This is a genomic window from Pseudomonas wadenswilerensis (assembly GCF_024749185.1).
Classification (GTDB): Bacteria; Pseudomonadota; Gammaproteobacteria; order Pseudomonadales; family Pseudomonadaceae; genus Aquipseudomonas; species Aquipseudomonas wadenswilerensis.
The window spans coordinates 3,694,285-3,717,841 of record NZ_CP087191.1 but is presented as its reverse complement, the minus strand read 5'-3'; the positions used below and the strand labels follow the sequence as shown (position 1 = coordinate 3,717,841).

The 23,557-nt window shown below is 56.0% G+C and carries 24 protein-coding genes, 1 tRNA gene and 3 pseudogenes; 21 read left to right on the top strand and 7 right to left on the bottom strand.

Annotated features, from left to right (window positions below):
* Positions 1-55 precede the first annotated feature (55 nt).
* Entirely contained in the window at positions 56-1,027 is a 972-nt protein-coding gene (locus LOY45_RS17065) for a nucleoside hydrolase (RefSeq protein ID WP_420832698.1), read from the top strand.
* Here the strand turns inward: LOY45_RS17065 and LOY45_RS17060 are convergent.
* The gene (locus tag LOY45_RS17060) at positions 963-1,211 is read right to left on the bottom strand and encodes a hypothetical protein (protein ID WP_115086331.1); all 249 of its coding nucleotides are present in this window, start codon (positions 1,209-1,211) and stop codon (positions 963-965) included. The two genes, LOY45_RS17065 and LOY45_RS17060, sit on opposite strands and share 65 nt — an antisense overlap.
* A 191-nt stretch (positions 1,212-1,402) precedes the next feature.
* Between LOY45_RS17060 and LOY45_RS17055 the strand changes: the two genes are divergently transcribed.
* Positions 1,403-1,705, top strand: a complete 303-nt coding sequence (locus LOY45_RS17055) for a hypothetical protein (RefSeq protein ID WP_134063032.1) — start codon at positions 1,403-1,405, stop codon at positions 1,703-1,705.
* A gap of 130 nt (positions 1,706-1,835) precedes the next feature.
* The gene (locus tag LOY45_RS17050; protein WP_115086333.1) at positions 1,836-2,156 is read left to right on the top strand and encodes an I78 family peptidase inhibitor; all 321 of its coding nucleotides are present in this window, start codon (positions 1,836-1,838) and stop codon (positions 2,154-2,156) included.
* A gap of 141 nt (positions 2,157-2,297) precedes the next feature.
* On the opposite strand, the gene LOY45_RS17045 is transcribed toward LOY45_RS17050, so the two are convergent.
* On the bottom strand, positions 2,298-2,510 hold the full coding sequence (locus LOY45_RS17045; protein WP_007956027.1) for a cold-shock protein: 213 nt from the start codon (positions 2,508-2,510) through the stop codon (positions 2,298-2,300).
* A 160-nt stretch (positions 2,511-2,670) separates the two neighbouring features.
* Entirely contained in the window at positions 2,671-2,973 is a 303-nt protein-coding gene (locus LOY45_RS17040; RefSeq protein WP_233673802.1) for a hypothetical protein, read from the bottom strand.
* Between the two features lie 384 nt (positions 2,974-3,357).
* Here LOY45_RS17040 and thrS point away from each other — a divergent pair, with 384 nt between their 5' ends.
* The 9 genes from thrS (at position 3,358) to LOY45_RS16995 (ending at position 10,831) form a co-directional block, all read left to right on the top strand.
* Positions 3,358-5,280: a threonine--tRNA ligase gene (thrS, locus tag LOY45_RS17035; protein WP_115086335.1), complete on the top strand. Its 1,923-nt coding sequence runs from the start codon at positions 3,358-3,360 to the stop codon at positions 5,278-5,280.
* The gene (infC, locus tag LOY45_RS17030) at positions 5,280-5,831 is read left to right on the top strand and encodes a translation initiation factor IF-3 (RefSeq protein ID WP_177414878.1); all 552 of its coding nucleotides are present in this window, start codon (positions 5,280-5,282) and stop codon (positions 5,829-5,831) included. The genes thrS and infC overlap by 1 nt, the downstream gene beginning before the upstream one ends.
* Positions 5,832-5,891: 60 nt before the next feature.
* Positions 5,892-6,086: a 50S ribosomal protein L35 gene (gene rpmI, locus LOY45_RS17025; protein ID WP_045194535.1), complete on the top strand. Its 195-nt coding sequence runs from the start codon at positions 5,892-5,894 to the stop codon at positions 6,084-6,086.
* Between the two features lie 29 nt (positions 6,087-6,115).
* Positions 6,116-6,472, top strand: a complete 357-nt coding sequence (gene rplT, locus LOY45_RS17020) for a 50S ribosomal protein L20 (RefSeq protein ID WP_010222414.1) — start codon at positions 6,116-6,118, stop codon at positions 6,470-6,472.
* Between the two features lie 104 nt (positions 6,473-6,576).
* Positions 6,577-7,593 carry a phenylalanine--tRNA ligase subunit alpha gene (pheS, locus tag LOY45_RS17015; RefSeq protein WP_038994580.1) on the top strand — a complete coding sequence of 339 codons (1,017 nt, stop codon included), beginning with the start codon at positions 6,577-6,579 and terminating at the stop codon, positions 7,591-7,593.
* 36 nt (positions 7,594-7,629) lie between these two features.
* Complete coding sequence (pheT, locus tag LOY45_RS17010) at positions 7,630-10,005, top strand: phenylalanine--tRNA ligase subunit beta (RefSeq protein ID WP_258578085.1); 2,376 nt, start codon at positions 7,630-7,632, stop codon at positions 10,003-10,005.
* Positions 10,006-10,008: 3 nt separating this feature from the next.
* Positions 10,009-10,311, top strand: a complete 303-nt coding sequence (gene ihfA / locus LOY45_RS17005; RefSeq protein ID WP_002553164.1) for an integration host factor subunit alpha — start codon at positions 10,009-10,011, stop codon at positions 10,309-10,311.
* Complete coding sequence (locus tag LOY45_RS17000) at positions 10,292-10,648, top strand: MerR family transcriptional regulator (protein ID WP_010222411.1); 357 nt, start codon at positions 10,292-10,294, stop codon at positions 10,646-10,648. Before ihfA ends, LOY45_RS17000 begins: the two co-directional genes overlap by 20 nt.
* Positions 10,649-10,754: 106 nt before the next feature.
* Positions 10,755-10,831, top strand: a tRNA-Pro gene (locus LOY45_RS16995).
* A gap of 90 nt (positions 10,832-10,921) precedes the next feature.
* On the opposite strand, the pseudogene LOY45_RS16990 reads toward LOY45_RS16995, so the two are convergent.
* Positions 10,922-11,293: pseudogene (locus LOY45_RS16990) on the bottom strand (site-specific integrase); the annotation flags it as partial.
* A gap of 234 nt (positions 11,294-11,527) precedes the next feature.
* Here LOY45_RS16990 and LOY45_RS16985 point away from each other — a divergent pair.
* The 7 genes and pseudogenes from LOY45_RS16985 to LOY45_RS16955 all read left to right on the top strand — a co-directional run.
* Entirely contained in the window at positions 11,528-11,728 is a 201-nt protein-coding gene (locus LOY45_RS16985) for a hypothetical protein (RefSeq protein ID WP_258578084.1), read from the top strand.
* Positions 11,729-11,854: 126 nt separating this feature from the next.
* Entirely contained in the window at positions 11,855-12,046 is a 192-nt protein-coding gene (locus LOY45_RS16980; protein WP_258578083.1) for a cyclophilin-like fold protein, read from the top strand.
* Complete coding sequence (locus LOY45_RS16975; RefSeq protein ID WP_338106140.1) at positions 12,046-12,207, top strand: cyclophilin-like fold protein; 162 nt, start codon at positions 12,046-12,048, stop codon at positions 12,205-12,207. The genes LOY45_RS16980 and LOY45_RS16975 overlap by 1 nt, the downstream gene beginning before the upstream one ends.
* A gap of 323 nt (positions 12,208-12,530) precedes the next feature.
* On the top strand, positions 12,531-13,862 hold the full coding sequence (locus tag LOY45_RS16970; RefSeq protein WP_258578082.1) for a site-specific DNA-methyltransferase: 1,332 nt from the start codon (positions 12,531-12,533) through the stop codon (positions 13,860-13,862).
* A 64-nt stretch (positions 13,863-13,926) separates the two neighbouring features.
* Positions 13,927-16,014 (top strand): ATP-binding protein, encoded by a 2,088-nt coding sequence (locus LOY45_RS16965; RefSeq protein ID WP_258578081.1) that lies wholly within the window; start codon positions 13,927-13,929, stop codon positions 16,012-16,014.
* A 481-nt stretch (positions 16,015-16,495) separates the two neighbouring features.
* Positions 16,496-16,717: pseudogene (locus LOY45_RS16960) on the top strand (IS481 family transposase); the annotation flags it as partial.
* 55 nt (positions 16,718-16,772) lie between these two features.
* Positions 16,773-16,883 (top strand): annotated as a pseudogene (locus LOY45_RS16955) (IS5/IS1182 family transposase); the annotation flags it as partial.
* A gap of 175 nt (positions 16,884-17,058) precedes the next feature.
* Here LOY45_RS16955 and LOY45_RS16950 read toward each other — a convergent pair.
* Together LOY45_RS16950 and LOY45_RS16945 are read right to left on the bottom strand one after the other, a co-directional pair.
* Positions 17,059-17,961 carry an HNH endonuclease gene (locus LOY45_RS16950; RefSeq protein ID WP_258578079.1) on the bottom strand — a complete coding sequence of 301 codons (903 nt, stop codon included), beginning with the start codon at positions 17,959-17,961 and terminating at the stop codon, positions 17,059-17,061.
* Between the two features lie 207 nt (positions 17,962-18,168).
* Positions 18,169-19,131, bottom strand: a complete 963-nt coding sequence (locus tag LOY45_RS16945) for a bifunctional GNAT family N-acetyltransferase/nucleoside diphosphate kinase regulator (RefSeq protein ID WP_258578078.1) — start codon at positions 19,129-19,131, stop codon at positions 18,169-18,171.
* 422 nt (positions 19,132-19,553) lie between these two features.
* On the opposite strand from LOY45_RS16945, the gene LOY45_RS16940 reads away from it, so the two are divergent.
* Both LOY45_RS16940 and LOY45_RS16935 read left to right on the top strand, forming a co-directional pair.
* Positions 19,554-19,781 carry a hypothetical protein gene (locus LOY45_RS16940; RefSeq protein ID WP_258578077.1) on the top strand — a complete coding sequence of 76 codons (228 nt, stop codon included), beginning with the start codon at positions 19,554-19,556 and terminating at the stop codon, positions 19,779-19,781.
* Between the two features lie 80 nt (positions 19,782-19,861).
* Complete coding sequence (locus LOY45_RS16935) at positions 19,862-20,149, top strand: DUF3077 domain-containing protein (RefSeq protein WP_258578076.1); 288 nt, start codon at positions 19,862-19,864, stop codon at positions 20,147-20,149.
* A 61-nt stretch (positions 20,150-20,210) separates the two neighbouring features.
* On the opposite strand, the gene LOY45_RS16930 is transcribed toward LOY45_RS16935, so the two are convergent.
* Complete coding sequence (locus LOY45_RS16930) at positions 20,211-23,459, bottom strand: DEAD/DEAH box helicase (RefSeq protein ID WP_258578075.1); 3,249 nt, start codon at positions 23,457-23,459, stop codon at positions 20,211-20,213.
* Positions 23,460-23,557: the final 98 nt, after the last annotated feature.

Here is a 23,557-nt window from a genome sequence, read left to right as displayed (position 1 = left end):
AAGGACGTGTCTCATGTTGAACTGTGCCAAACGTTTGCTCCAAGGAGTACTGCTGATGTCCATGCTGTCGGCTGGCGCCCAGGCTGCGCCCATTGACCTGATTATCGATACCGACCCCGGCGCCGATGACGTAGTGGCGCTGTTCCTGGCCATGGCTTCGCCTGATGAGCTGAAGATCCGTGCCATCACCACCGTGGCCGGCAACGTGCGCCTGGAAAAGACCTCGCGCAATGCCCGCCTGGCCCGGGAGTGGGCGGGGCGCGAAGAGATTCCGGTATACGCCGGTGCGCCCAGGCCGTTGCTGCGCACGCCGATCTACGCCGCCGACATCCATGGCGAAGAAGGTTTACCCGGTGTGGCAGTCAGCGAGCCGCAGAAGGGGCTGGCCAACGGCAATGCGGTGCGCTACCTGATCGACACCTTGAGCAGTGCCAAGCCGCACAGCATCACCGTGGCCATGCTCGGCCCGCAGACCAACCTGGCGTTAGCGCTGATCGAGGCGCCGGAGATCGTCAACGGCATCAAGGAAGTGATCGTCATGGGCGGCGCCCACTTCAATGGCGGCAATATCACGCCGGTGGCCGAGTTCAACCTGTTCGCCGATCCCCACGCTGCCGAAGTGGTGCTCAAAAGCGGGGTCAAGCTGACTTACCTGCCGCTGGATGTCACCCACAAGGTGCTGACCAGCGAGGCGCGGCTGAAACAGATTGCTGACCTGAACAATGCGGCGAGCAAGCGCGTGGTGGATATTCTCAACGCCTACGTCAAGGCGGACATGAAGCACTACGGCATCCCCGGCGGCCCGGTGCATGACACCACGGTGATTGCCTACCTGCTCAAGCCTGAGCTGTTCACCGGCCGGCAGGTATTCATGCAGGTCGACAGCCGCGATGGGCCGACCTTTGGCCAGACCATCACCGACTGGTATGGCACCCTGAAGGAGCCGGGCAATGTCACCTGGATTACAGAGGGTGATGCCCAGGGCTTTTTTGATCTGTTGAGTGCTCGTCTGGCGCGTCTGCCATGACCGGCGGCTGGGTGTAACGTTCAAAGACCTGGTCGACGTAGCTGCGCGCGTCGTCCGGGCCCAGGTCTTTGACCAGCAAGTCCAGGGCGATCAGCAGCAATTCTTCGGCGCTGGCCGGGCTGTAGGCGCTCTGACCCTCAGGCCATTTGACCTTGATGTCGGCATCGATGGTGTGGCTTGTCATGAAGATTCTCGAATGAAAACTGCGCACGCTGTCGGTTCAAATGCCGGGCCCTGGCGTTTGAAGGGGAGGCTGGCCTGCACTCCGCCGATGCTTGCAGTAAATCATGCGGGCCGCTTGCCGCGCACTGCGACTTAGGCATAAGCACAGGGGCGTGGCAAACTAACGGTGTTTTAGCTTGCCGGGACAGCGCAGTGCAGATCGATTTGACCAACCCCCAAGACTTCACCCTCGATAACGTGCGGGCCCTGCTGGTGGCCGGAAATGGCGCGGTACACAACCAGCTGCGGGTCAATCGCGACGGCATCGCCTGGTTGTCCCAGGTCACCGGTGGCCGAGACCTGGACGGCCTGTCCTTTCGTCTGGAAACCTGGGCCGCGGGCTCAGGTTGCGTCGGCCCGCAGATGGCCGCCGACGAGCGCTGGATACAACAGGTGTACAACGCCCTGAAGAATAACTGGCCCAATCCGGCCAACGATTACATCGACCTGTATTGAGCGTGTGCAAAATCCGGTCACGATTGCTCTTGGTCTTGAGCGCTCTGGCTCGGGCACAATGGTCCGGTTTTGCAACGAAAAACCAGGAGTGCTGTCATATGGGCAGCATTCAAGTATTTAAGGAGGATTCATGTTCCGCACGCGTGCATCATTGGCAAGCCTGTTGGCTGTCGCTGTATTGGCAGGTTGCAGCAGCACTGGTGGCTCATCGTCGAAGGCCCCGGAAGACGTTGCCGCCAATACCGATGGCCGTTGCCAGGCCAGCGGCGCCGAGTTCGCCATCGGCAAGCCGGCCACCCCCGAGTTGCTCGAGCAGGCGCGCAAAGCCAGTGGCTCGCAACTGGCCCGTGTGCTCAAGCCTCACGACGTCATGACCCTGGAATACCGCTCCGAGCGCCTGAACCTCAACGCCGACGAAAAAGGCGTGATCACCCGCGTGAACTGCGGCTAAGCCCGGGGCCTCATCGCTGGCAAGCCAGCTCCCACAAGCCCCTGTGGGAGCTGGCTTGCCAGCGATGGGCTGCAAAGCAGCCCCAAAATACAGGCACAAAAAAACCCGCCACAAGGACGGGTTTTTTTATTCGGTCAGATCTTACTCTGGACGAACTTGTGCAGCCTGCATGCCCTTCTGGCCTTTTTCGGCAACGAAGGAGACAGTCTGGCCTTCCTTCAGGCTTTTGAAACCGTCGGTTTCGATAGCCTTGAAGTGAACGAACAGGTCGTCGCCGCCACCTTGTGGAGTGATGAAGCCGAAGCCTTTTTCATCGTTGAACCATTTTACGGTGCCGGTTTGGCGATTAGACATGGGTGTATCTCCAGGAAACATGATTTTCAGTAGTGCGGTGTTGCCGAGGCCAACAGGGTGCACGCCGACCATCATAGTCTAATTATGGGCTTGTAGCCCCTTTTACCTTCGCAGATTGCTGATCTGGAGCAAATTAGCGATGGATAACTGGCCAAAAGGCCTATGTTTTCGGGGCGCAAGCCTCTTGCACCACCTTATGAGCTTTCTGCATCAGCTTGGCATCGACGCCATCTTTGCTGTCCAGATCCTCGATTTCGGCTTGGGTGAAGTTCTTTCCGATGGCCTGAGCACCACATTTGCAATGCTGGTCCGCCTTTTTGGCGTCGACGCCTTGCTGGGTCGCCACCTGCACGCATTGCGTCATATAGGCAGCTTTCCTCTCGGCAGACCATTCGGCATGGGCGCTGAAAGGCAGCAGCAGGGCTCCGGCAGCCGCCAGGGCCAGAAGAGACTGAAGTCGCATAACCAAACACTCCTTGGGGTCGAGTCTCACAAGAGTAGGACGCTTCACAAACTCTGAGCGGAAAAAATCCGCGCAAGTTCACCGCCAAGGCTCAATTTCCGAATATTTCTGCCCAGCCGGTCAATCTGCCCGCAATCGCCCGAAAGCTTTGTGCTAGCATGCGTGGCTTAAGCTCGCCGCCGGCTTTTTCTTGCAGCTTGCGGCTTGCAGCTCCCAACTGTTTTTTTACTATTCCAGTCACTCTGGTTCGTTCCCTGACAGGCCTTCGGGCTTCTGCCACTGTGAGGCAGGCTTTGCTTGTGCAAAGGCAGGGGCGGATCGCGTACTGGCTCATCCCAACCCACGTGACCTTTGGTAGGGGTCACCACTAGGAGAGGAGGCGCCATGCCCATTATTACTCTTCCCGATGGCAGTCAACGTTCATTCGACAAGGCAGTTTCCGTTGCCGAAGTCGCCGCATCCATTGGTGCGGGCCTCGCCAAAGCCACCGTCGCCGGCAAGGTCGACGGCAAGCTGGTCGACGCCTGCGACCTGATCGAGAACGATGCCAGCCTGCAAATCATCACGCCCAAGGACGAAGAGGGGCTGGAGATCATCCGTCACTCGTGCGCCCACCTGGTCGGCCACGCGGTCAAGCAGCTGTACCCGACTGCGCGCATGGTCATCGGTCCGGTCATCGACGAAGGCTTCTATTACGACATCGCCTACGAGCGTCCTTTCACGCCCGAAGACATGGCGGCGATCGAACAGCGCATGCAGCAGCTGATCGAAACCGAGTACGACGTCATCAAAAAGGTCACTCCGCGCGCCGAAGTGATCGAAGTGTTCAAGGCCCGCGGCGAAGACTACAAGCTGCGCCTGGTCGAGGACATGCCGGATGAACAGGCCATGGGCCTGTACTACCACGAAGAATACGTCGACATGTGCCGCGGCCCGCACGTGCCGAACACCCGTTTCCTGAAATCCTTCAAGCTGACCAAGCTGTCCGGCGCCTACTGGCGCGGCGACGCTAAAAACGAGCAGCTGCAGCGCGTCTACGGCACCGCCTGGGCCGACAAGAAGCAGCTGGCTGCTTATATTCAGCGCATCGAAGAAGCCGAAAAACGCGACCACCGTAAAATCGGCAAGCGCCTGGGTCTGTTCCACCTCCAGGAAGAAGCGCCGGGCATGGTGTTCTGGCACCCGAACGGCTGGACCCTGTACCAGGTTCTGGAACAGTACATGCGCAAGGTTCAGCGCGAGAACGGCTACCTGGAGATCAAGACTCCGCAGGTTGTTGACCGTTCGCTGTGGGAAAAGTCTGGCCACTGGGCCAACTACGCCGACAACATGTTCACCACCCAGTCGGAAAACCGCGACTACGCCATCAAGCCGATGAACTGCCCGTGCCACGTGCAGGTGTTCAACCAGGGCCTGAAGAGCTACCGCGAGCTGCCGCTGCGTCTGGCCGAGTTCGGTGCCTGCCACCGTAACGAGCCGTCGGGTGCACTGCACGGCATCATGCGTGTACGTGGCTTCACCCAGGACGACGCGCACATCTTCTGCACCGAAGAGCAGATGCAGTCCGAGTCCGCCGCCTTCATCAAGCTGACCATGGATGTCTACGCCGACTTCGGCTTCAAAGACATCGAAATGAAGCTCTCGACCCGCCCTGAAAAGCGCGTCGGTTCCGATGAGCTGTGGGATCGCGCCGAAGCTGCACTGGCCGCCGCCCTCGACAGCGCCGGCCTGCCGTACGACCTGCAGCCGGGCGAAGGTGCCTTCTACGGGCCGAAGATCGAGTTCTCGCTGAAAGATTGCCTGGGCCGCGTCTGGCAGTGTGGTACCCTGCAGCTCGATTTCAACCTGCCGATCCGTCTGGGCGCCGAATTCGTTTCCGAAGACAACGGCCGCAAGCATCCCGTGATGCTGCACCGTGCAATCCTCGGTTCGTTCGAGCGTTTCGTCGGAATTCTCATCGAGCACTACGAAGGTGCATTCCCGGCCTGGCTCGCGCCAACCCAGGCGGTGATCATGAATATCACCGACAAGCAGGCCGAATTCGCCCAGAATGTTGAAAAAACTCTCAACGAAAGCGGGTTCCGTGCCAAGTCCGACTTGAGAAATGAGAAAATCGGCTTTAAAATCCGCGAGCATACTTTGCTCAAGGTCCCTTACCTTTTGGTTATAGGGGATCGCGAAGTCGAAACGCAAACCGTCGCTGTGCGTACTCGTGAAGGCGCTGACCTGGGCTCGATGCCCGTCGCTCAATTCGCTGAATTCCTCGCTCAAGCGGTTTCCCGGCGTGGTCGCCAAGAATCGGAGTAATTACTATTAAGCGTGAAATGAGAAACGATAAACGAGCTGCACCGAAGGCCCCGATCAACGAGAATATCTCGGCACGCGAGGTTCGGTTAATTGGCGCTGACGGCGAGCAGATTGGCATCGTCTCGATTGATGAAGCGCTTCGTATCGCTGAAGAAGCGAAGCTGGACCTGGTAGAGATCTCTGCCGACGCAGTACCGCCTGTCTGTAAGGTCATGGACTACGGCAAGCACCTCTTCGAAAAGAAGAAGCAAGCCAACGAGGCCAAGAAGAATCAGAAGCAGGTCCAGATTAAAGAAATCAAGTTTCGTCCAGGGACGGAGGAGGGGGATTACCAGGTAAAACTACGCAACCTGGTACGTTTCCTGAGTGATGGGGACAGGGCCAAGATTTCCTTGAGATTTCGCGGTCGTGAGATGGCCCACCAGGAGCTGGGTATGGAACTGCTGAAGCGGGTTGAAGGTGACCTCGTGGAATACGGTTCTGTCGAACAGCATCCTAAGATGGAAGGACGCCAGCTGATCATGGTCATCGCACCCAAGAAAAAGAAATAACCACCAGGGCACGGCAGGCCTTGCGGTTATGTTTATCAACTGAATGCGGAGTATCCGAACATGCCAAAAATGAAAACCAAAAGCGGTGCAGCCAAGCGTTTCTTGAAAACGGCTAACGGCATCAAGCACAAACACGCTTTCAAGAGCCACATCCTGACCAAAATGTCGACCAAGCGTAAGCGTCAACTTCGTGGTAGCAGCTTGCTGAACCCGTCGGACGTGGCAAAAGTCGAGCGCATGCTGCGCCTTCGTTAATTTTTGGTTCTAGATAGAGGAAGTTACTCATGGCTCGTGTAAAGCGTGGCGTCATCGCTCGTAAGCGTCACAAGAAAATTCTGAAACTGGCTAAAGGCTACTACGGCGCTCGCTCGCGCGTATTCCGTGTTGCCAAGCAAGCGGTCATCAAGGCAGGCCAATACGCCTACCGCGACCGTCGTCAGAAAAAACGTCAGTTCCGCGCTCTGTGGATCGCTCGTATCAACGCTGGTGCGCGTATCAACGGTCTGTCCTACAGCCGCCTGATCGCTGGCCTGAAAAAAGCGTCGATCGAAATCGACCGCAAGGTTCTGGCCGATCTGGCAGTGAACGAAAAAGCGGCGTTTGCTGCGATTGTCGAGAAAGCTAAAGCCTCGCTGGCTTAAGTACCCCCGACAATCACCTGGCGTCATTTCCGGCGCCTGGTGTTAAACGTCTTAATAGGGGAAGAGCCTGCGCTCTTCCCCTATTTCGTATCTGGAGTCTGTACATGGAAAACCTGGACGCGCTGGTCTCCCAAGCCCTGGAGGCCGTGGAACGCGCTGAAGACATCAATGCCCTGGAACAGATCCGGGTGCAATTCCTTGGCAAGAAAGGCGAACTGACCCAGGTGATGAAGACCCTGGGCAACCTGCCTGCCGAAGAGCGGCCAAAAGTTGGCGCGCTGATCAACGACGCCAAGGAACGCGTCACCGAGGTGCTCAACGCGCGCAAGGCGGCGTTTGAAGAAGCCGAGCTCAGCGCCCGTCTGGCTGCCGAGTGCATTGATGTGACCCTGCCGGGCCGTGGCCAGACCTCCGGTGGTCTGCATCCGATCACCCGTACCCTGGAACGCATCGAGCAGTTCTTCACCCACATCGGCTACGGCATCGCCGAAGGCCCTGAGGTCGAAGACGACTACCACAACTTCGAAGCGCTCAACATTCCCGGCCACCACCCGGCCCGGGCAATGCACGACACCTTCTATTTCAATGCCAACATGCTGCTGCGTACCCACACCTCGCCGGTGCAGGTGCGGACCATGGAGTCCACCCAGCCGCCCATCCGCATTGTCTGCCCGGGCCGCGTTTACCGCTGCGACTCGGACCTGACCCACTCGCCGATGTTCCACCAGGTCGAAGGCCTGTTGATCGATCGCGACATCAATTTCGCCGACCTCAAAGGCACCATCGAAGAATTCCTGCGGGTGTTCTTCGAAAAAGAGCTGGCGGTACGTTTCCGTCCGTCGTTCTTCCCCTTCACCGAGCCTTCGGCTGAAGTCGACATCCAGTGCGTCATCTGCAGCGGCAAAGGCTGCCGCGTGTGCAAGCAGACCGGCTGGCTGGAAGTCATGGGCTGCGGCATGGTTCACCCGAACGTGCTGCGCATGTCGGGCATCGACCCCGAAGAATTCCAGGGCTTTGCCTTCGGCATGGGCGCCGAGCGCCTGGCCATGCTGCGTTACGGCGTCAACGATTTGCGCCTGTTCTTCGACAACGACTTGCGGTTCCTTGCGCAATTTCGCTAGGTCGCGCACCCGTAACGAATCTTTCAGGAGAGCAGGATGAAATTCAGTGAAAAGTGGCTGCGCGGTTGGGTCAACCCGCAGGTATCCCGTGACGATCTGGTCGCCCGTCTGTCGATGGCCGGCCTTGAGGTCGACAGCGTCACCCCGGCCGCCGGCCAGTTCAGCGGCATCATCGTCGGTGAGGTGCTGAGCACCGAACAGCACCCCGATGCCGACAAGCTGCGCGTGTGCCAGGTCAGCAACGGCAGCGAGACCTTCCAGGTAGTGTGCGGCGCGCCTAACGTGCGCCCTGGCCTGAAGATCCCGTTCGCCATGATCGGCGCCGAACTGCCGGGCGACTTCAAGATCAAGAAAGCCAAGCTGCGTGGCGTTGAATCCAACGGCATGCTCTGCTCGGCAGCCGAGCTGCAGATCAGCGAAGAAAACGACGGCCTGCTCGAGCTGGCTGCCGACGCCCCGGTTGGCGAAGACATTCGCGTGTACCTGGACCTGGACGACGCCAGCATCGAGATCGGCCTGACCCCGAACCGTGGCGACTGCCTGTCTGTGGCGGGCCTGGCCCGTGACGTCGGTGCCTTGTACGACGTAGCGGTTACCCGTCCGCAAGTGCCGGCCGTTGCTGCCGCCCACGACGAAGTGCGTCCGGTTGAAGTGCTGGCGCCCGCTGCCTGCCCGCGCTACCTGGGCCGCGTTATCCGTAACGTCGACTTGACCAAGCCGACCCCGCTGTGGATGGTCGAGCGCCTGCGTCGCTCCGACGTGCGCAGCATCGACGCTGCCGTCGACATCACCAACTACGTGATGCTCGAGCTGGGCCAGCCGATGCACGCCTTCGATCTCGCCGAGATCAACGGCGGCATCCGCGTGCGCATGGCAGAAGAGGGCGAGAAGCTGGTACTGCTCGACGGTCAGGAAGTTACCCTGCGCCCCGACACCCTGGTGATCGCCGACCACAGCCGCGCCCTGGCCATTGCCGGCGTGATGGGTGGCGAGCACAGTGGCGTTGCCGCTGGCACCCGCGACATCTTCCTCGAGAGCGCCTTCTTCGAGCCGATTTCCGTCGCTGGCAAGGCCCGCTCCTACGGCCTGCACACCGATGCCTCGCACCGCTACGAGCGTGGCGTCGACTCGCAGCTGGCTCGCGAAGCCATCGAGCGCGCCACCGGCCTGCTGCTGGAGATCGTTGGCGGCGAAGCCGGTCCTGTGATCGACGTCACCAGCGAAGCGCACCTGCCGAAGGTTGCACCGGTCACCCTGCGCGCCGAGCGCCTGACCCAGATGCTGGGCATGGAAATGGCCAGTGCCGACGTCGAGCAGCTGCTCAACGGCCTGGGCCTGAAAACCACCGCCGGGGAAGGGCAGTGGCAGGTCGAAGTACCTAGCCATCGCTTCGACATCAGCCTGGAAGTCGACCTGATCGAAGAACTGGCGCGCCTGTACGGCTACAACCGCCTGCCGGTACGTTACCCGCAAGCGCGCCTGGCCCCGCAGGCCAAGGCTGAAGCCCGTGGCGAACTGCCAGCCCTGCGCCGCCTGCTGGTGGCCCGTGGTTACCAGGAAGCCATCACCTACAGCTTCATCGACCCGAAACTGTTCGAACTGTTCAGCCCGGGCGTCGAGCCGCTGCTGCTGGCCAACCCGATCTCCAGTGACATGGCGGCCATGCGTGCCTCCCTGTGGCCGGGCCTGGTCAAGTCGCTGCAGCACAACCTCAACCGCCAGCAAGACCGCGTGCGCATGTTCGAAAGCGGCCTGCGCTTCGTCGGCCAGCTGGGCGACCTCAAGCAGCAGCCGATGCTCGCCGGTGTCGTCTGCGGCAGCCGCCTGCCGGAAGGTTGGGCAAACGGTCGCGACAGCATCGATTTCTTCGACGTCAAGGCTGATGTTGAAGCGCTGCTGGGCTTCTCCGGCTCGCTGGCCGAGTTCAGCTTCGTGCCAGGCAAACACCCGGCGCTGCACCCGGGCCAAACCGCACGCATCGAGCGTGACGGTCGCGAAGTCGGCTACCTGGGTGCCATCCACCCAGAGCTGGCCAAGACCTTGGGCCTGGATCGTCCGGTGTACGTCTTCGAGCTGGTCCTGGGCGAAGTGGCCGACGGCCGCCTGCCGAAGTTCAGCGAACTGTCGAAGTTCCCGGAAGTGCGTCGTGACCTGGCCTTGGTGGCAGGACGTGATGTTGCTTCGAGCTCGGTGCTTGAAGTAATTCGTGACAATGCAGGCGAATGGCTCACAGACCTCAGGCTGTTTGATGTTTATCAGGGTAAAGGCATTGATCCTGATAGAAAAAGCCTGGCCGTCGGCTTGACCTGGCAGCATCCATCGCGCACTCTTAATGATGAAGAGGTGAATACTGCAACCCAGAACATCCTCACCTCGCTCGAACAAAGGTTGAACACCACGTTAAGGAAATAGCGTATGGGTGCTCTGACGAAAGCTGAGATGGCCGAACGGCTGTACGAGGAGCTGGGCCTGAACAAGCGCGAGGCCAAGGAATTGGTCGAGCTGTTCTTTGAGGAAATCAGGCACGCTCTAGAAGACAACGAGCAGGTCAAATTGTCCGGATTCGGCAATTTCGACCTGCGTGACAAACGCCAGCGGCCGGGCCGCAACCCCAAGACCGGGGAAGAGATCCCGATCACGGCGCGTCGAGTCGTCACCTTTCGTCCAGGGCAGAAGTTGAAAGCCCGAGTTGAGGCCTATGCTGGAACCAAGTCATAACGACGAGCTTCCGCCGATTCCAGGCAAACGCTACTTCACCATTGGTGAAGTGAGTGAGCTTTGCGCGGTAAAACCGCACGTGCTCCGCTACTGGGAGCAGGAATTCCCGCAACTCAACCCGGTAAAGCGCCGCGGTAACCGGCGGTACTATCAGCGCCAGGACGTGCTGATGATCCGCCAGATCCGCGCGCTGCTGTACGACCAAGGCTTCACCATCGGCGGGGCGCGCCTGCGCCTCTCTGGCGATGAAGCCAAGGACGACACCACCCAGTACAAACAACTGATCCGGCAGATGATTGTCGAGTTGGAAGACGTGTTGGTGGTGCTGAAGAAGTAACCCTTATCGGGCCCGGAATTTTGGAAAAAATGCTTCCATAATTCAAAAGGTTAGGGTACATTCTTCAACGTTCTCAGCAACTAGGGGAACATGCTTCAAGCCCAGTCGGGGCGTAGCGCAGCCCGGTAGCGCACTTGCATGGGGTGCAAGGGGTCGAGTGTTCGAATCACTCCGTCCCGACCATTATTTACTGAGTAAAATCAGGCAGTTAAGCCGGTTATCTGAACCGGCTTTTTTGTGCCCGCGCAAAACATGCGCAAAACTCGCGCAAAACTACCCGGCGAAATCGCCGATATCCAGGTCAGCTTCGACCTCGGACCACACCACATCTTCGTGCCCTTTCTGGTAGTTCCTGGTCATGCCTTCGGTAGCATGCCCGGCGATCTTCTGCCCGTCTTTGCCTGCTCGTTTGTACAGGTGAAGGGATAGGGCGCGCACTTCATGAAACCCCGGCATCTCTTCCTCTTTGAGGTCGTTGTAGCAGCCGGCGGCATCCCTCGCATCCTTGAAGGCCCGGGTGAGAAACCTCTCGTCCACCTTCGTCCAGTGATCTTTTCCTTCGCGTTTCTTCTTTCTTTCCGGCCGGCGGTGCACCAGATACGGCGACAGGATGTCGTCCCGGCACCTGGTTAGCACTTCGCCCAGTTGTTGCAGTTGAAATCGGTATAGCCAGTTTGCTAGGAACGTTGTTCATCGGCTCATTGTTGAAAAAAGGGTCTGCATCGCACGCTGGTTTACTCTTCCGATACTGGTGGCGGTCATTGCCCTTGCGTTGATCCCTGCTGGGAACTGGGTCTTTGCGGTGGCGGTGTTGTTGGGCCTGTGGGGCTGATGGCAACGGCAGCGCCCGTTAGCTGGTGGCGCTGGATTGCACAAGCAATGCCCGATCATGCCGAGACAGGTGGTGGGCTGATGGTTACAGTGGTGCAGTTTGCCCTTGCAACGGGCTCAACCCTGGGTGGCTTGCTGTTCGATAACAGCGGCTACCAGAGCACCTTTTCTGCAAGTGCTGTCATTCTGTTGTTCGGTTCGCCCCTTACCGTTCTGGCCATGCGAGCGCAGTCGAGTCATCCAGGTTGAGGTCGTCAGATGGAGAAGCCCAGCCAACGTTTCTGCGTTTCGGGTATCCGTTTATGCCTGCTGTTAATGCTCAGTGGAGGCCCAATTGCTCAGGCTATGTCGGAATCAACTCTGACGGAGGATCGCATGTGGTTGACCATTGGCGAACAGCGCCTCGCAATCACGCTGGATGATAGTGAGACCTCATGGGCACTCGCACAGCAACTACCCTTTACCCTGGAAATGACCAATCTCAATGCCAGCGTGAAACATGCGGGTTTGTCGCAGCGGCTGCCGGCCCGTCTAGTAAGGCCCGGTACAATTCGAATGGCGACCTGATGCTGTACGGTACGGATACGCTGATGATTTTCTACCGGACGTTCGAGTCGACCTACTCTTACACCCGGATTGGTCGTGTCGATAGCCCAAACGAGTTAGCCGAAGCTCTAGGCCGGGGCGATGTGACTATTCGCTTCTCTGTAAGCTCGGAGGAGCGCTAAGCCAGCCCAGTGACATTCGCTTGGCCAAAAGGTGGCAGTGTAAGGTCAGCTTTGGTCGCTGACATGACAAACGAACAGAGAAAAGCGCAATGGGATGCCGTTGGCATAGCAGGAGGTGGCATCTTCAAAGGCCAATGGAGCACTTAAGCGAATATAAATGGCTGTTAGGGCCTAACGATCATGCAGCTGGAACATCGCTCCACTCTCTTCTTCAATGATGTTAGAATGCCTTCTATTCGGGAAAGCCGGTTCAAGAATGGCTGGAGCTTTCTAAGGCAGGGCATCTATCATTGCTCTGCAAAGAATTATGCAAGGGATTTGATATGTTGTCCTCTATAGATGAACAAATAATAAGTCAAATCACTTCGTTGGGTGAGCTTGATAAAGAGTATTGGTCATTTTCTCGCAGGTCAAAAAGAACACATTGTCATGGGTTTATAAAATATCCTGCGATGATGGTTCCTGAGATGCAGGGGGAATTAATTGATATTTTCTTAAAACATAAGCCTTCCATTAAGTCGGTGTTCGACCCGTTTGTGGGGTCTGGAACAACTATGGGTGAGGCAATAGTTAGAGGTCTTGATTTTCAGGGGATAGATATCAATCCTCTAGCTATTCTAGCTTGTGAAACAAAGTCGGATGTTTTTTATATTTCTTCTCTTGAGGAGAAAATTTCTGAACTGAATGCTCGCTTGGGAAATGATAAGCGAGACACTGTTGATGTTGTATTCCCAAAGATAAATAAATGGTTTATTCCAAGAGTTCAGCTTGAATTAAGTAAAATCAGGCGAGCGATAATGGTTGAACCAAGCAAATGGGCGAGAAGATTTTTTTGGGTTGCACTTAGCGATACCGTAAGAGGTGCTTGCAACTCTAGAACGTCAACTTATAAGCTTCATATAAAGCCCCTGGATGAGCTGGAAAAGTTGGGTTGCTGCTTTGAATTGTTTAAAAATAAAATTAAAGCAAACTTCGAGTTAAAGAAGCAGCAGATGAGTTTGCTTGACTCAAAAGGGCTGTTGTTAAGGTCGGCCTTGTCAAGTGATATTGATCTATCTATATCGAATATACAAAGCCCCCCCAAAAAAAGCGAATCTTGTCGGCATGATATGCTGATAACTTCGCCGCCATATGGCGATAATCCTACTACGGTTCCCTATGGGCAATTCTCATACCTCCCCCTTATGTGGATTGATACAGCAGATTTGCGTAACAAAGTTCCAGCTAAATTGCTTGAAAATGCATCCGCAATTGATCGGGCAAGTTTAGGGGGTGGGCTTAAAGGTGCTATTAAAAGTGTTGAGCAGCTTAGAGGGATGTCTCAAAGCTTTTCAAGTAGCATAGACTCACTGTTGAAATTTGATAATAACGCCCCGAAACGTCTTTCTTCTTTCATAAACGATTTGAATGATTCTTTGGATGGTATGCTCTACAGGATTAAGTCAGACGGCTATCTTGTCTGGACGTTGGGGAATAGGCATATGTCAGGTCAGAAAATCCCGTTGAACGAAATACTTCGGGAGTTGTTAGAAGCGCGCGGATGTCAGTTCGTAGTTGAGATAGACCGAGCTATACCTCATAAAAGAATGGCAAGTAGGAATAGTAGCTCTCAAACTATGAATGAAGAACAAGTGCTAATAATGAGAAAGCGGTAGTCTGGGCAGATTTAGGTCTCTGATTTTTGATAAGCATTGCTTTTCAGGTGGAAAGGAATTTCATATGTTAGAAGCTTCTTTGAGGTTTGATGGAAGGATAATTGAGGAGTTGTCTCAAAAGATACCGTCTTCATTGTTTGCGTTAAATGAGTTGATTAAGAATGCATATGATGCCTTTTCGCCAGATGTGACTATTAAAGTTGACTCATCATGTGGTACGGTGACTGTTGCTGATAACGGTAACGGCATGGGTGATAGCGAAATACAGGGACTTTTCCATGTTTCTAAAAGTTCCAAAAAATACGGGCATGCTATTGAGCAGGGTGATCTAGTTAGAATAACTCAGGGTTCCAAGGGGCTAGGTTTTCTTGCTGCCTTTAAATTTGGTGATGAAGTTACATGGGTTACGCGTAGAAATGGAGTGCAAAGCACTTTTTCTCTAAAGAAATCCGATTTGGTTGCTAGAGAAGATCTTGCAGGAACTAAAATTCCTATAATAACTGAGCCCCATGAAGGTAAGGGGACTACAATAATTATTAGTTCAAGTGACAAAGATGTTGCGGAGTTGCTGGATGATCTTAATGATGAGAAAGTCTTGGAGAAGCTCGCTGCAGCAATTGTGGATGAGGCATTTGACATAAAGATTGAAATTGAGAACCAATTGAATGGGTTCTCAACTAAAAAGCTGAAAGACTTTAAGCAGGAAAGTGAAAGTGATCAGCTCTTTTATGTTTCTTTCCAGTCTGAAGATAATAGTATTGATTTTTATCACGGTGGGGAACTCTTGAGGTCTATTCCAGGCCTGCCTGAGCATGCGCGGCGAACAGACTACGAAATAAATCTGGAACTCATAGTTTTTCACTTTGGTAGGGGCAGGAACTCAAAGTCGATTTCTGCTTTGAATAAAAGGGTACATGACGACGCCCTTTATCCTTTGGTCTATTTTAATCGTAATCTTTTTAATAATACTGTTCTTTTTGATCCGGAACTCCTAAGAAAAACCAGCTCGGGTAGCTCGTTACCTCAGATGATTGGTCGTGTTAGCTTAAGAAGTCAAAGTGACGAGATTGAGTTTAATTCGGATAGAACAAATTTTGTTGAAAGCACACTGACAAAGAGTCTCGGCAAAAATCTCAGAATTCTTAATGAGATAATCCAAACTCAAGGTTCGGAGTTAAAGAGGGAGCTGCAGAAAAAGACTCTCAAGAAAGTAGTACCGACGAGTAAGGCAGCTCCGACTTCAACTGCAGGCAAACATAAAAAGAAAGCAGCATCAATCTTGATTGACAGGAAAATACCTGTAGAGTTTCATACTCCGTCAGATCAAGTTGAATTGGCACAATATGTTTTTCAGGTCAGGAATAGTCTTGGTGAAGACTCGGATAAAAATGAAGTCCAGATTACTATTGATGGCGAAGCGTCAGCTGATAGGATACTGCAATCTATCGAGGAACCGGGTGAGAAATTAATTGGCTTTCGATATCATGACCAATATACCGGATTGGTTTCTAGTGAAATTGTATTAAAGTTCATCAAAAAAATATCTAATGTGACTGGAAGCCCCCAAGGTACATCGCTTTTTAAGATTGAGTCGGAGTCGGGCTATAATATCACGCAGGGCATCATTTCTAATCTTATATATGCGATTGATAAGGCTTATCAGTCAAAGGATAAGGAGCACTATCTTCCTCTCATTGCTAGCTCTATTAGGTGCATATTTGATGTTTCTGTCAGAAAGGTATTAAGGGTTAGAAAGCATTGGTTTGACAAGATAAATACGGCTGGTCTGAGCTTGGAGTTGAAAAAGGAGTTGAAAGGTGAGCTGTTGTTTGATGTTGTGCATGTGCTTCTTCTGTTGAAGAAAAACCAGAAGCTAATGACTGTGGTTTCTGAGGTTTCTGGTATTACTTTTAGTACATTGAGTAATCTTCTGGATTTGGCCGCCTTCGCAAGTGCAGTTAAGCTCTCGAATGTGGGGGCGCATTCGTCATCTAGTTATTTGTCGAAGCCAAAAATAGAAGAGTGCGCTGATAAGTGTGGTTTGTTTGCCGTCATATGTGATGTTTTGATCAATATAGATGGCAGTAAGGCAAGTGCTCTGAATGTTCTAAAGTTAGATGGGAATGATTTTGAGGCGAGTTTAGGTAGGTGAAATGGGGGCGCGGTAGGCTGAGACTAGGACGTGCAGTCTATACAGTCTGAAAATAGCCGCACGGAGAAGTTTTGAGCTATGCAGGGCATTTCGCATTACTATGTTTAGTATAGATCCAACTCGACATTTTCGACCAGTTGGAGGAGCAGCCGAGTATTGGGGCGAAGCCCCATACTCGACGGCCATCGCTATAGGCGTGACTTGGTCGTCTGGCTTTGACATTTCAAGGTAATTGCCAGGCTACTGCATAAGATCCGGTTCAATCCCCACCCTGGTCGCCCAAGAGGGACTATCCACCCAAACCTGTCGGTCGACATCAATGCAGATAGTGCCTGGTTCTGCGCACGGTTAGAGACGCAGCCATACCACCACATAAAAAGCCCTGCGACCTCTGCAATTCTCATTTTCGGCGGGTAGGTAATATTGCTAAACATGCCAGTCTGATTATGGCAGTGGTGGGTCACCACAGGCGCTCAGTTTGCAGCAACTGACCGAGTTCGAATATGGGCCTGACGACATATTAGCCAAGGTCTATCACGGTCGCTTTCGCTTCAAAAAACGCTACTTCAGGGCCGCGAAAGGCTTGGGCGGGCAACACATTGCGATACGTCCGAGCCCCGATGGCGAGGACCTATTTGAAATCTATTTCTGCAATCAGCACCTGCGGACTATCGACGTGAACAAGCCTGACTACGGTCCATAATGTGTCAACCATGTCCCCGCACATGTGTCCACCATGTGTCCGGTCTCTACACTAGCTGAAAGAGAACCACCGGATCGTGACACGCTTCGACAAGCTCGCGAAAAACTATGCCGCCATGGTTTCACTGGCTTGCTCCATGCGGTGTTTGCGACATCTATTTTCGTAAAGAGCCTAAGAAACCAGCGCACATGCTTGACCTGCCAGGTCCAAGGATTGTCATGTTGCCAGCGTCGTTGGATAGTTGCTCGCATAATTCGTGCTTGCCGGAGGTGTCTTTGCTGCGTGGATATGTAGGTCAGAAAGTCTATGGGCGGAGTTTACTCGATCTGGAAAACGCCCCCCTACGCAAAACTAAATCGCTTGCGGTGCTTCTCAAGGTAGCGGCGATTGCCCTCACTCAAGGTGGGAATCGATGTGTACTGGTCCAGCCCTAGAATTTTGTGTTCCTCCGCTGCCAACTCGTCGCTGATCAGCAGTCGCCCATCCTCACCAAAAGAAATCAATCCACAGTCGAAGAGTCGATCAATGTGGGTGGCCAGCAGCAATCCGTTGTCTGTATCCAGTCGGGCTTTGTTGTCGGCTAAGGCCCAAGCTTGAATGTGCGAGGCGACTAGGAGGTTGGGATTTTTTAGCCCGGTCAACGCACACTTTTTCCCCCAGCGTTTGAGCAGCCCTGTTCGAAACGCGCCCTGGCCAACTCGAGCCTTTACGAGCGCTTCTCGAGTCGTAACGGAAGGGCTTTTTCCTGGCGATCCGGCATCTACGAGCTGGTCTTCGTAGTCAGCAACAACCTCGGCTTGTTCCAACAAATACAGCGCAGCATCGGCAGGCAACTGCGCCATGTAGATCTGATTCACACTGCCTTTGTTGTTGAACAACGATGGCTCTGTGCGGGCATCGAATTGCGCCTGGTAGGTGGGTGCAATGTCGTCGCTGCGCAAGAGGTGCTTGAGGTCGGTGAGGCTGATATCGACTCGATACCCTTGATTGCTCCACTCGTTGAACGAGCGAGTTGGAGGGCGTTCGGCTTGGTAGGCATCGCCTTCGGCTTTAGCAATCGCGCGTAGGTAGTTGTCGTGGTAACAGAAGATCAAGTCTCCGGCTTTAACCTTACCGACGTTGTCCCAGTGGCGACGGGTTTGTACCTTGCCGGCTTGTGTACGCGAACTCAGCGGGGCCCAGAGAAAATTGCCGGACCTGGCTTCCTTGTGAGTCGTACCTAGGTTCACCCAGAAAAATTGCATCTCGCGTCCTTACAGGTCTGGCATATCGCCAGCAACCATACCGCGAGATCCTACGAAAATGAAGGATTGGTCCTACTTGCTGTTACCAAATTGAGCGCAGGAAGGAGGTCCTCTGGCCAAGTCTTGACCTTGTCCACCATGTCTGCATCAGGCACGGAAATCGTTGGGGATCTTCGTGCCTGATGGAGCACTTAGCTAAAGGCGCAGTTACAGGTGGAAATCGCCCGCAGCCTCCGGCTGGTACAGCACTTTCCTGATCCCGATCCGGCGGGTGCGGTCAGAAACTCGCCAGTCGATGGCGTCCCCCTCCTGATAGCCCAGGATGGCGGCACCGATGTCGGAGCACACGGAGTACTTTCCGGCGCTGCTGTCCGCGTCCTCAGGGTAGACCAGGGCCACTTCGATCTCTTCGTCGTCCAGCTGCAACAAGGCCCTGGAGTTCATCGTGACGACATTGCGCGCCACCTGCTGTGGCTTGACGACAATGGCTCGCTCAAGCTCATGTTCGAGTTCAACAACGGCCGGGCCTTGCTCGAGCGCGATCAGGCTCTCGAGCCTGGCCTTGTCGATTTCGGTGATGTAGATCTCAGTGGAGTCGGCAACGGCACCTTCGCGCAAGAACTGCAGATAGCGCGCCGCCGTCATGGAAAATGACTTTAATGTCGGCGTTTCGCTTTCAAGCAGAAAACCGCTGCGCACAAAGGCTTTCAGCGAGCGGGAGTTGTCGGGGTGGATCTTGGCGATGAGCTTCTCGGCGCGCATGTCGAGAAAGGCCAGTTTCATGCCTTCACGGATCGTGCGGGCGCCAAGGTTTCGGCCCCATTTGTCGCTGTCTCCGATGACCAGGACGATCTCGCAATTCGGGCCGGTCTTGATGAGACGGACAAAGCCCACCGGGGCATCATGCCGGTCGTAGGCCATGAAGAATCGGCCGCCCCGGTTGAATAGATGGGTCAGGATCGGCAATTGAGTTCGATCGATAACTTGCTCGATGGAGCGGGAGACATGACGCGAATCGCTCAAGTAGCAGGTAACGCGCTCATCTTCCAACCAATCCATGAGCGTCAGTGCGTGTGCCCGAGTAATTTCCGGGCACAGCGAAATGAAAGGCTTGTTCATCTTCACCACAGTTATTTGGAAAGAATGAAAGCCCTTCATGGCTATGGCCATGACGGTTCTTTCGGCAACCGGCCATTTTATGGCAAAACGCTAGTGAATGGCGAACAGCCTGCGCACTCTGGCAGGCTTTTGCCGTTCTTTTCGATGACCTTGCTGATGAACATCCGCCCCATCAAATTCTTCAGAATTTCCTGATTCCATGTAGTCCATTTCCCAATCATACTCCCACCGCTTTTAAGCCATTGCAGTGGTTCCTTCAGCGCTCTAGTCTCCGCCAGTCGTTGCTAATTCAACGACCGGTTTTGACAGACCGATTTCGCAAGTACCGCTTCGGCACGCTTTATGGCGGCTGTACGTGGGGCACATTCGTGTGCGCCGGGTTCCCTTGCTCTCGGTCTGTCAACCCGCGTACAGCTGCCACCTTTCTGTTTGACAGCGGATGTGTGGTGGCTCCACTAGCAAGGAGATTCACCATGTTAAAAATCGACCCCGACCCACCCCTCAACCCCAACCAATCCCTCGAAGACCTCCTGGTCCAAACCTCCGAATACCTGGTCCGCGCCCTGACCATCGCCCAACAAACCGTTCTACTCCACCCCAAAGCTCCTGGGCAGGTCCTCACCTTGGCGACCATGCATGAAATCGAGCACGCCCGTGTTCTGGTCGAAGTGGCTTTGAGCAAGGTTCAGTCACGCCACTGAGTTGCCAATGAGCAGACGCCACGTTGCTGACGAAACCGCTCAGCAACGCGGGCTAGCGATTTCAGCAGGAGGACCTATCAATGGATGAGGATTTGAATGCAGCCAGCACCTTTGAGACAGCCGGCATCGCCGCCTTCGGTGAAGGTGAGAGTGGGCATTCCACACAAAGGCTGTTCCGTGTCGAGCCTGGCCACAGTGCGGCATTCGCGTTGGAGCAGTCGGCGGTGCTGATGGGCTGCGTGCATCGGCTGACCTTGCAAGCCGGGATCGAGCATGACGCGGCGTTGGTCTGGGCGTCGCATTACCTCAGCGGCATGGCCAAGGCGTTGGTGGAGGATGTGGCGCACGGAATGGGCGCTGAGCAGTAGTCAGTGGCTCAACGCTGAAGCGCTCCAGCGTGGCACTCCACCACGCTGGCCCCCGCACTCATCAAACAGTCGTATTGCCCGCTGGGCTCAGCACCACCTGCTGCTGCGTCGGCAACAGCTGCATCACCTCGCAGAACAACGAGCGGCCTTGCCAGTCGTTGCGATCACCAATCACATATAGGCGCCGCTTGGCGCGGGTAGCGGCGACATTCAACAGGTTCGGCTCGGACACGGCCCAGTCGCGGGCGCCAGGGCTTTCGGTGTTGCCGCCCAGCACCAGGATGATCACCGCGGCTTCCTTGCCTTGCATGGTGTGGATGGTGCCGAAGACGATTTTGCGTGGCAAAAAGCTGCTCAGCCGTTGGCGCACATCCTGGAAGGGGGTGATCACGGCGATGCTGTCTTCAGGTACACCATCGGCCTTGAGGCTGGCCAACAGCTGTTTGAGGGCGATGCCTTCGTTGCGTACCCAGTTGCCGGAGGAGGGGCCGCTGGCCTGAATCCAGCCGGTCAACAGGCTGGCGCGGGTCTCTTTTTCTGCCGAGGGGGCGAGGGTGCCGTAGACCATGGCGTTGTCGTAGGCGATGCGGTTGGCCAGGGTGAACATCGGCCGGTCACAGCGACGATGCACCACCAGCGGCAAACCCACCCAGCACTTCTGGCCACGCGGGCCGGCCATTTTGCCCCAGTGGGTGGCTTGGTCTGCCAAGGTTTGTGCGGACTGGCGGTTGGGCAGCCAATGGGCATCGACCTGGTAGCGACAGCGCATGTGTTCCAGCACCGCGTCGGAGACGGTGACAATCGGTTTGAGCTGCAGCGGATCGCCCACCAGCACGGCCCGGCGTGCGCGCCACAAGGCGCCGACGGCGGCTTGCGGAGTGGCCTGGCCGGCTTCGTCGACCAGCAACCAGCCGATCTCGCCGCAACCGAGGCTGCCGAACGAGCGGGCAAAGGATGCGAAGGTGCTGCTGAGCACCGGGACGGCCATGAACAACGAAGCCCAGGCTGAACGCACGAGCTCGCGCGACACGCCCTGGTAGCGCCCGCCGGTGAGTACGCTGGTGATGAAGTACAGGTTGGCGGTCAGGCGTTTGGCTTCGATCTGGAAGAAGGTGCGGTGCAGGCTCAGGGCTTCGATGAAGACCTTGGCGCGGGCTTGGCGCCAGTTTTCAAGGACCCAGGGCTCAAGCAGCTCGATGGCGTCACCGCGGCCGATCTCGCCGGTGTCCAGCCAGGCCAACAGGTGCGCGGCCTGGCCTTCCTCGGCGAGGCGTCGGGCGTTGTCAATCTGCAAGGTGGCGTGCTGGTAGAGGGCAGCAAGCGCTTGCTCGTCGCTTGCCAGTTGCTTGTTCACTTCCATCACCTGTGCAACCAGGCGCTGCACCTGACGCTGGGCAGTGTCAAACGCGTCCTTGGCCAGGGCATGGCTGGCGTCGAGCAAGCGCTGCTGTGCCGACCAGGCGCGGTGGGACGCCCAGCAACTGCACAGGTTGGCCCAGAAGCCGGGCTTGGTTTTCAGGTGGGCTTGCAGGGCCTGGAGCTGGGTTTCGAGTGTGCTCCGTGCAGGCGTCAGGGTCTTGGTTTCCTGGGCACTTTGTTCGCTTTCCAGGCCTTGGCGTTTGGCCAAGTGGTCCAGACGTTGCTGTTCCTTCTCGGCGATTCGGGTTTTGGCGCTGATCACTGCCTTGATCAGGTCGATGATCGCGCAGGCGCGGGCTCGCAGCGCTTGCTCGTTGCGCTTGGCTTCGTTGTACTGCTGCACGGCGGCCTGCCAGGTGCTTGGGCGTTCCTCGGGCGATACTGCGGCGCTCATCAACCAGCCAAGGAAGCCCTTTGGCACTTGCGCCGGCTCTGCAGCATCGGCCACAGGCGCTTCGTTGGCCTGTTCGTGCTCAGTGTTGTCAAGGTCTTCGTCCTGGGCCAGGGCATCGAGCTCCTCAAGGTCAACCTGGGCTGCGGCGTCTGTCATGGGCTTTGTCGGTTTGGCTGGCTGCTCACCATAAAAGAAGCGTTTGACGAACTGGGTGCGTTTGGCTTTGCTGCCCAGCGCGGCAGAAATCATGCCCCATGCCGGCTTGCCACTGGTGAGCTCACCGAGGTGACTGAAGTACTCCGCTTCGGGCAGCCACGAGGGGTCGATCTTGTCGCGTTGCGGCAGCTCCAAGGTGACATTCTCGACTGCACCGTTGTTGGAGGAGGCCACCACCATTTCGAAGCCGAACAACTCAGGCACCAGCCGGTAGGCTGCACGCTCGCGGCCACTGTCATTGGCCGTTTCGCGACCGTCCTTGACGAAGGCATCAGAGGCCCGGTTGAACGACGCCAGTACATCGGCGCGCTGAGTCACCACGGCGGCAATCAGGTCGCGCAGCAGGGTAGTTTTGCCGGTGCCAGGCGGGCCATTGACGCCCAGTACACCGGAGGCGTCAGACAGTGTCTGCAAGATGCTGTTGACCGCCACCTGTTGCGAGTGCACCAGACCCAGGTGCCGTTCCGCGGGCCAGCAGCCGGGGGCGTAGCGGGAAGGGGACAGGCGATCAATCAGCGCCAGGGAGGCTTGTGGAGTATCCAGGTGCAGGCGGTTACCGGCGTCATGTTGCTGAAGGTAGTACGCCAACGGTTGGCTGATCGTGCCCCGGGCTACTGCCTCGGCCACATCGGCCAGGTCGCCCAGCAGGAAACTGTTGAGCGGATCGTCCTCCTGCTCGGGTTTCTTCGGGTCGATGGGGGCCGAGCGAAACCGGTGGCGTCGTTGGTTCAGGTCGCCGAAAAAGCCATCGAGGCCGAGACTCTGGCGTATATAGTCAGTCATCCGCTCAAGGCTGTCGGCCGTTACCACGCCACCCAACAGCATATTGGCCTGTTCACGGGCGCGGTCCTGAGCGTCGTCGAAACCACGGGTCCAGTCTTCACCGGCGATGGCGCACCCCACGAACCAGGCCTCGCTGGAGAGCACCAGGCTGTCGGCAATCATTACCCCGTCGGCACTGAACTTCAGCGCAAACAGAGCCGATTCGCGGCGCTGCGGCTCCTTGTAACCCTGGTCGGCACCGTAGAGCGCTTCCAATTGCTTGGCGACATCGAGGTTGTCGTACAGGTGAGCATAGAGGGTGTGGCTCCAGACGCGTTTTTTCGGCAGCGTCTGCGTGCTCAATACACTGGCCGGCATCCAGGGCAGTACCCGGGCCGTGGCGGGGATGTCGTGGTAATAAGGCTGATAGTCGTCGTCGCGCTTTTTCAGCTTCGGGACCGATTGCGGTTGCAGCAGTTCAACCGCATGCCAGTACCGCACAATGCTTTGCTGGTTCATCAACGTCCTTGAGAGCAATAGCTGCTCGATTGTCCTGGCTGCCAATAGCATGGGCAGCGGGGTCACCGGCCATGTGGGGCCGGTCACCGTTGCATATC

Bases quoted from the DNA above. Each gene is read 5' to 3' on its own strand.
- LOY45_RS17065 (WP_420832698.1), top strand. From the start codon at position 56: ATGTCCATGCTGTCGGCTGGCGCCCAGGCTGCGCCCATTGACCTGATT.
- LOY45_RS17060 (WP_115086331.1), bottom strand. From the start codon at position 1,211: ATGACAAGCCACACCATCGATGCCGACATCAAGGTCAAATGGCCTGAG.
- LOY45_RS17050 (WP_115086333.1), top strand. From the start codon at position 1,836: ATGTTCCGCACGCGTGCATCATTGGCAAGCCTGTTGGCTGTCGCTGTA.
- LOY45_RS17045 (WP_007956027.1), bottom strand. From the start codon at position 2,510: ATGTCTAATCGCCAAACCGGCACCGTAAAATGGTTCAACGATGAAAAA.
- LOY45_RS17040 (WP_233673802.1), bottom strand. From the start codon at position 2,973: ATGCGACTTCAGTCTCTTCTGGCCCTGGCGGCTGCCGGAGCCCTGCTG.
- thrS (WP_115086335.1), top strand. From the start codon at position 3,358: ATGCCCATTATTACTCTTCCCGATGGCAGTCAACGTTCATTCGACAAG.
- rpmI (WP_045194535.1), top strand. From the start codon at position 5,892: ATGCCAAAAATGAAAACCAAAAGCGGTGCAGCCAAGCGTTTCTTGAAA.
- rplT (WP_010222414.1), top strand. From the start codon at position 6,116: ATGGCTCGTGTAAAGCGTGGCGTCATCGCTCGTAAGCGTCACAAGAAA.
- pheS (WP_038994580.1), top strand. From the start codon at position 6,577: ATGGAAAACCTGGACGCGCTGGTCTCCCAAGCCCTGGAGGCCGTGGAA.
- pheT (WP_258578085.1), top strand. From the start codon at position 7,630: ATGAAATTCAGTGAAAAGTGGCTGCGCGGTTGGGTCAACCCGCAGGTA.
- ihfA (WP_002553164.1), top strand. From the start codon at position 10,009: ATGGGTGCTCTGACGAAAGCTGAGATGGCCGAACGGCTGTACGAGGAG.
- LOY45_RS17000 (WP_010222411.1), top strand. From the start codon at position 10,292: ATGCTGGAACCAAGTCATAACGACGAGCTTCCGCCGATTCCAGGCAAA.
- LOY45_RS16985 (WP_258578084.1), top strand. From the start codon at position 11,528: ATGCCCGATCATGCCGAGACAGGTGGTGGGCTGATGGTTACAGTGGTG.
- LOY45_RS16980 (WP_258578083.1), top strand. From the start codon at position 11,855: ATGTGGTTGACCATTGGCGAACAGCGCCTCGCAATCACGCTGGATGAT.
- LOY45_RS16975 (WP_338106140.1), top strand. From the start codon at position 12,046: ATGCTGTACGGTACGGATACGCTGATGATTTTCTACCGGACGTTCGAG.
- LOY45_RS16970 (WP_258578082.1), top strand. From the start codon at position 12,531: ATGTTGTCCTCTATAGATGAACAAATAATAAGTCAAATCACTTCGTTG.
- LOY45_RS16965 (WP_258578081.1), top strand. From the start codon at position 13,927: ATGTTAGAAGCTTCTTTGAGGTTTGATGGAAGGATAATTGAGGAGTTG.
- LOY45_RS16950 (WP_258578079.1), bottom strand. From the start codon at position 17,961: ATGCAATTTTTCTGGGTGAACCTAGGTACGACTCACAAGGAAGCCAGG.
- LOY45_RS16945 (WP_258578078.1), bottom strand. From the start codon at position 19,131: ATGGCCATAGCCATGAAGGGCTTTCATTCTTTCCAAATAACTGTGGTG.
- LOY45_RS16940 (WP_258578077.1), top strand. From the start codon at position 19,554: ATGTTAAAAATCGACCCCGACCCACCCCTCAACCCCAACCAATCCCTC.
- LOY45_RS16935 (WP_258578076.1), top strand. From the start codon at position 19,862: ATGGATGAGGATTTGAATGCAGCCAGCACCTTTGAGACAGCCGGCATC.
- LOY45_RS16930 (WP_258578075.1), bottom strand. From the start codon at position 23,459: ATGAACCAGCAAAGCATTGTGCGGTACTGGCATGCGGTTGAACTGCTG.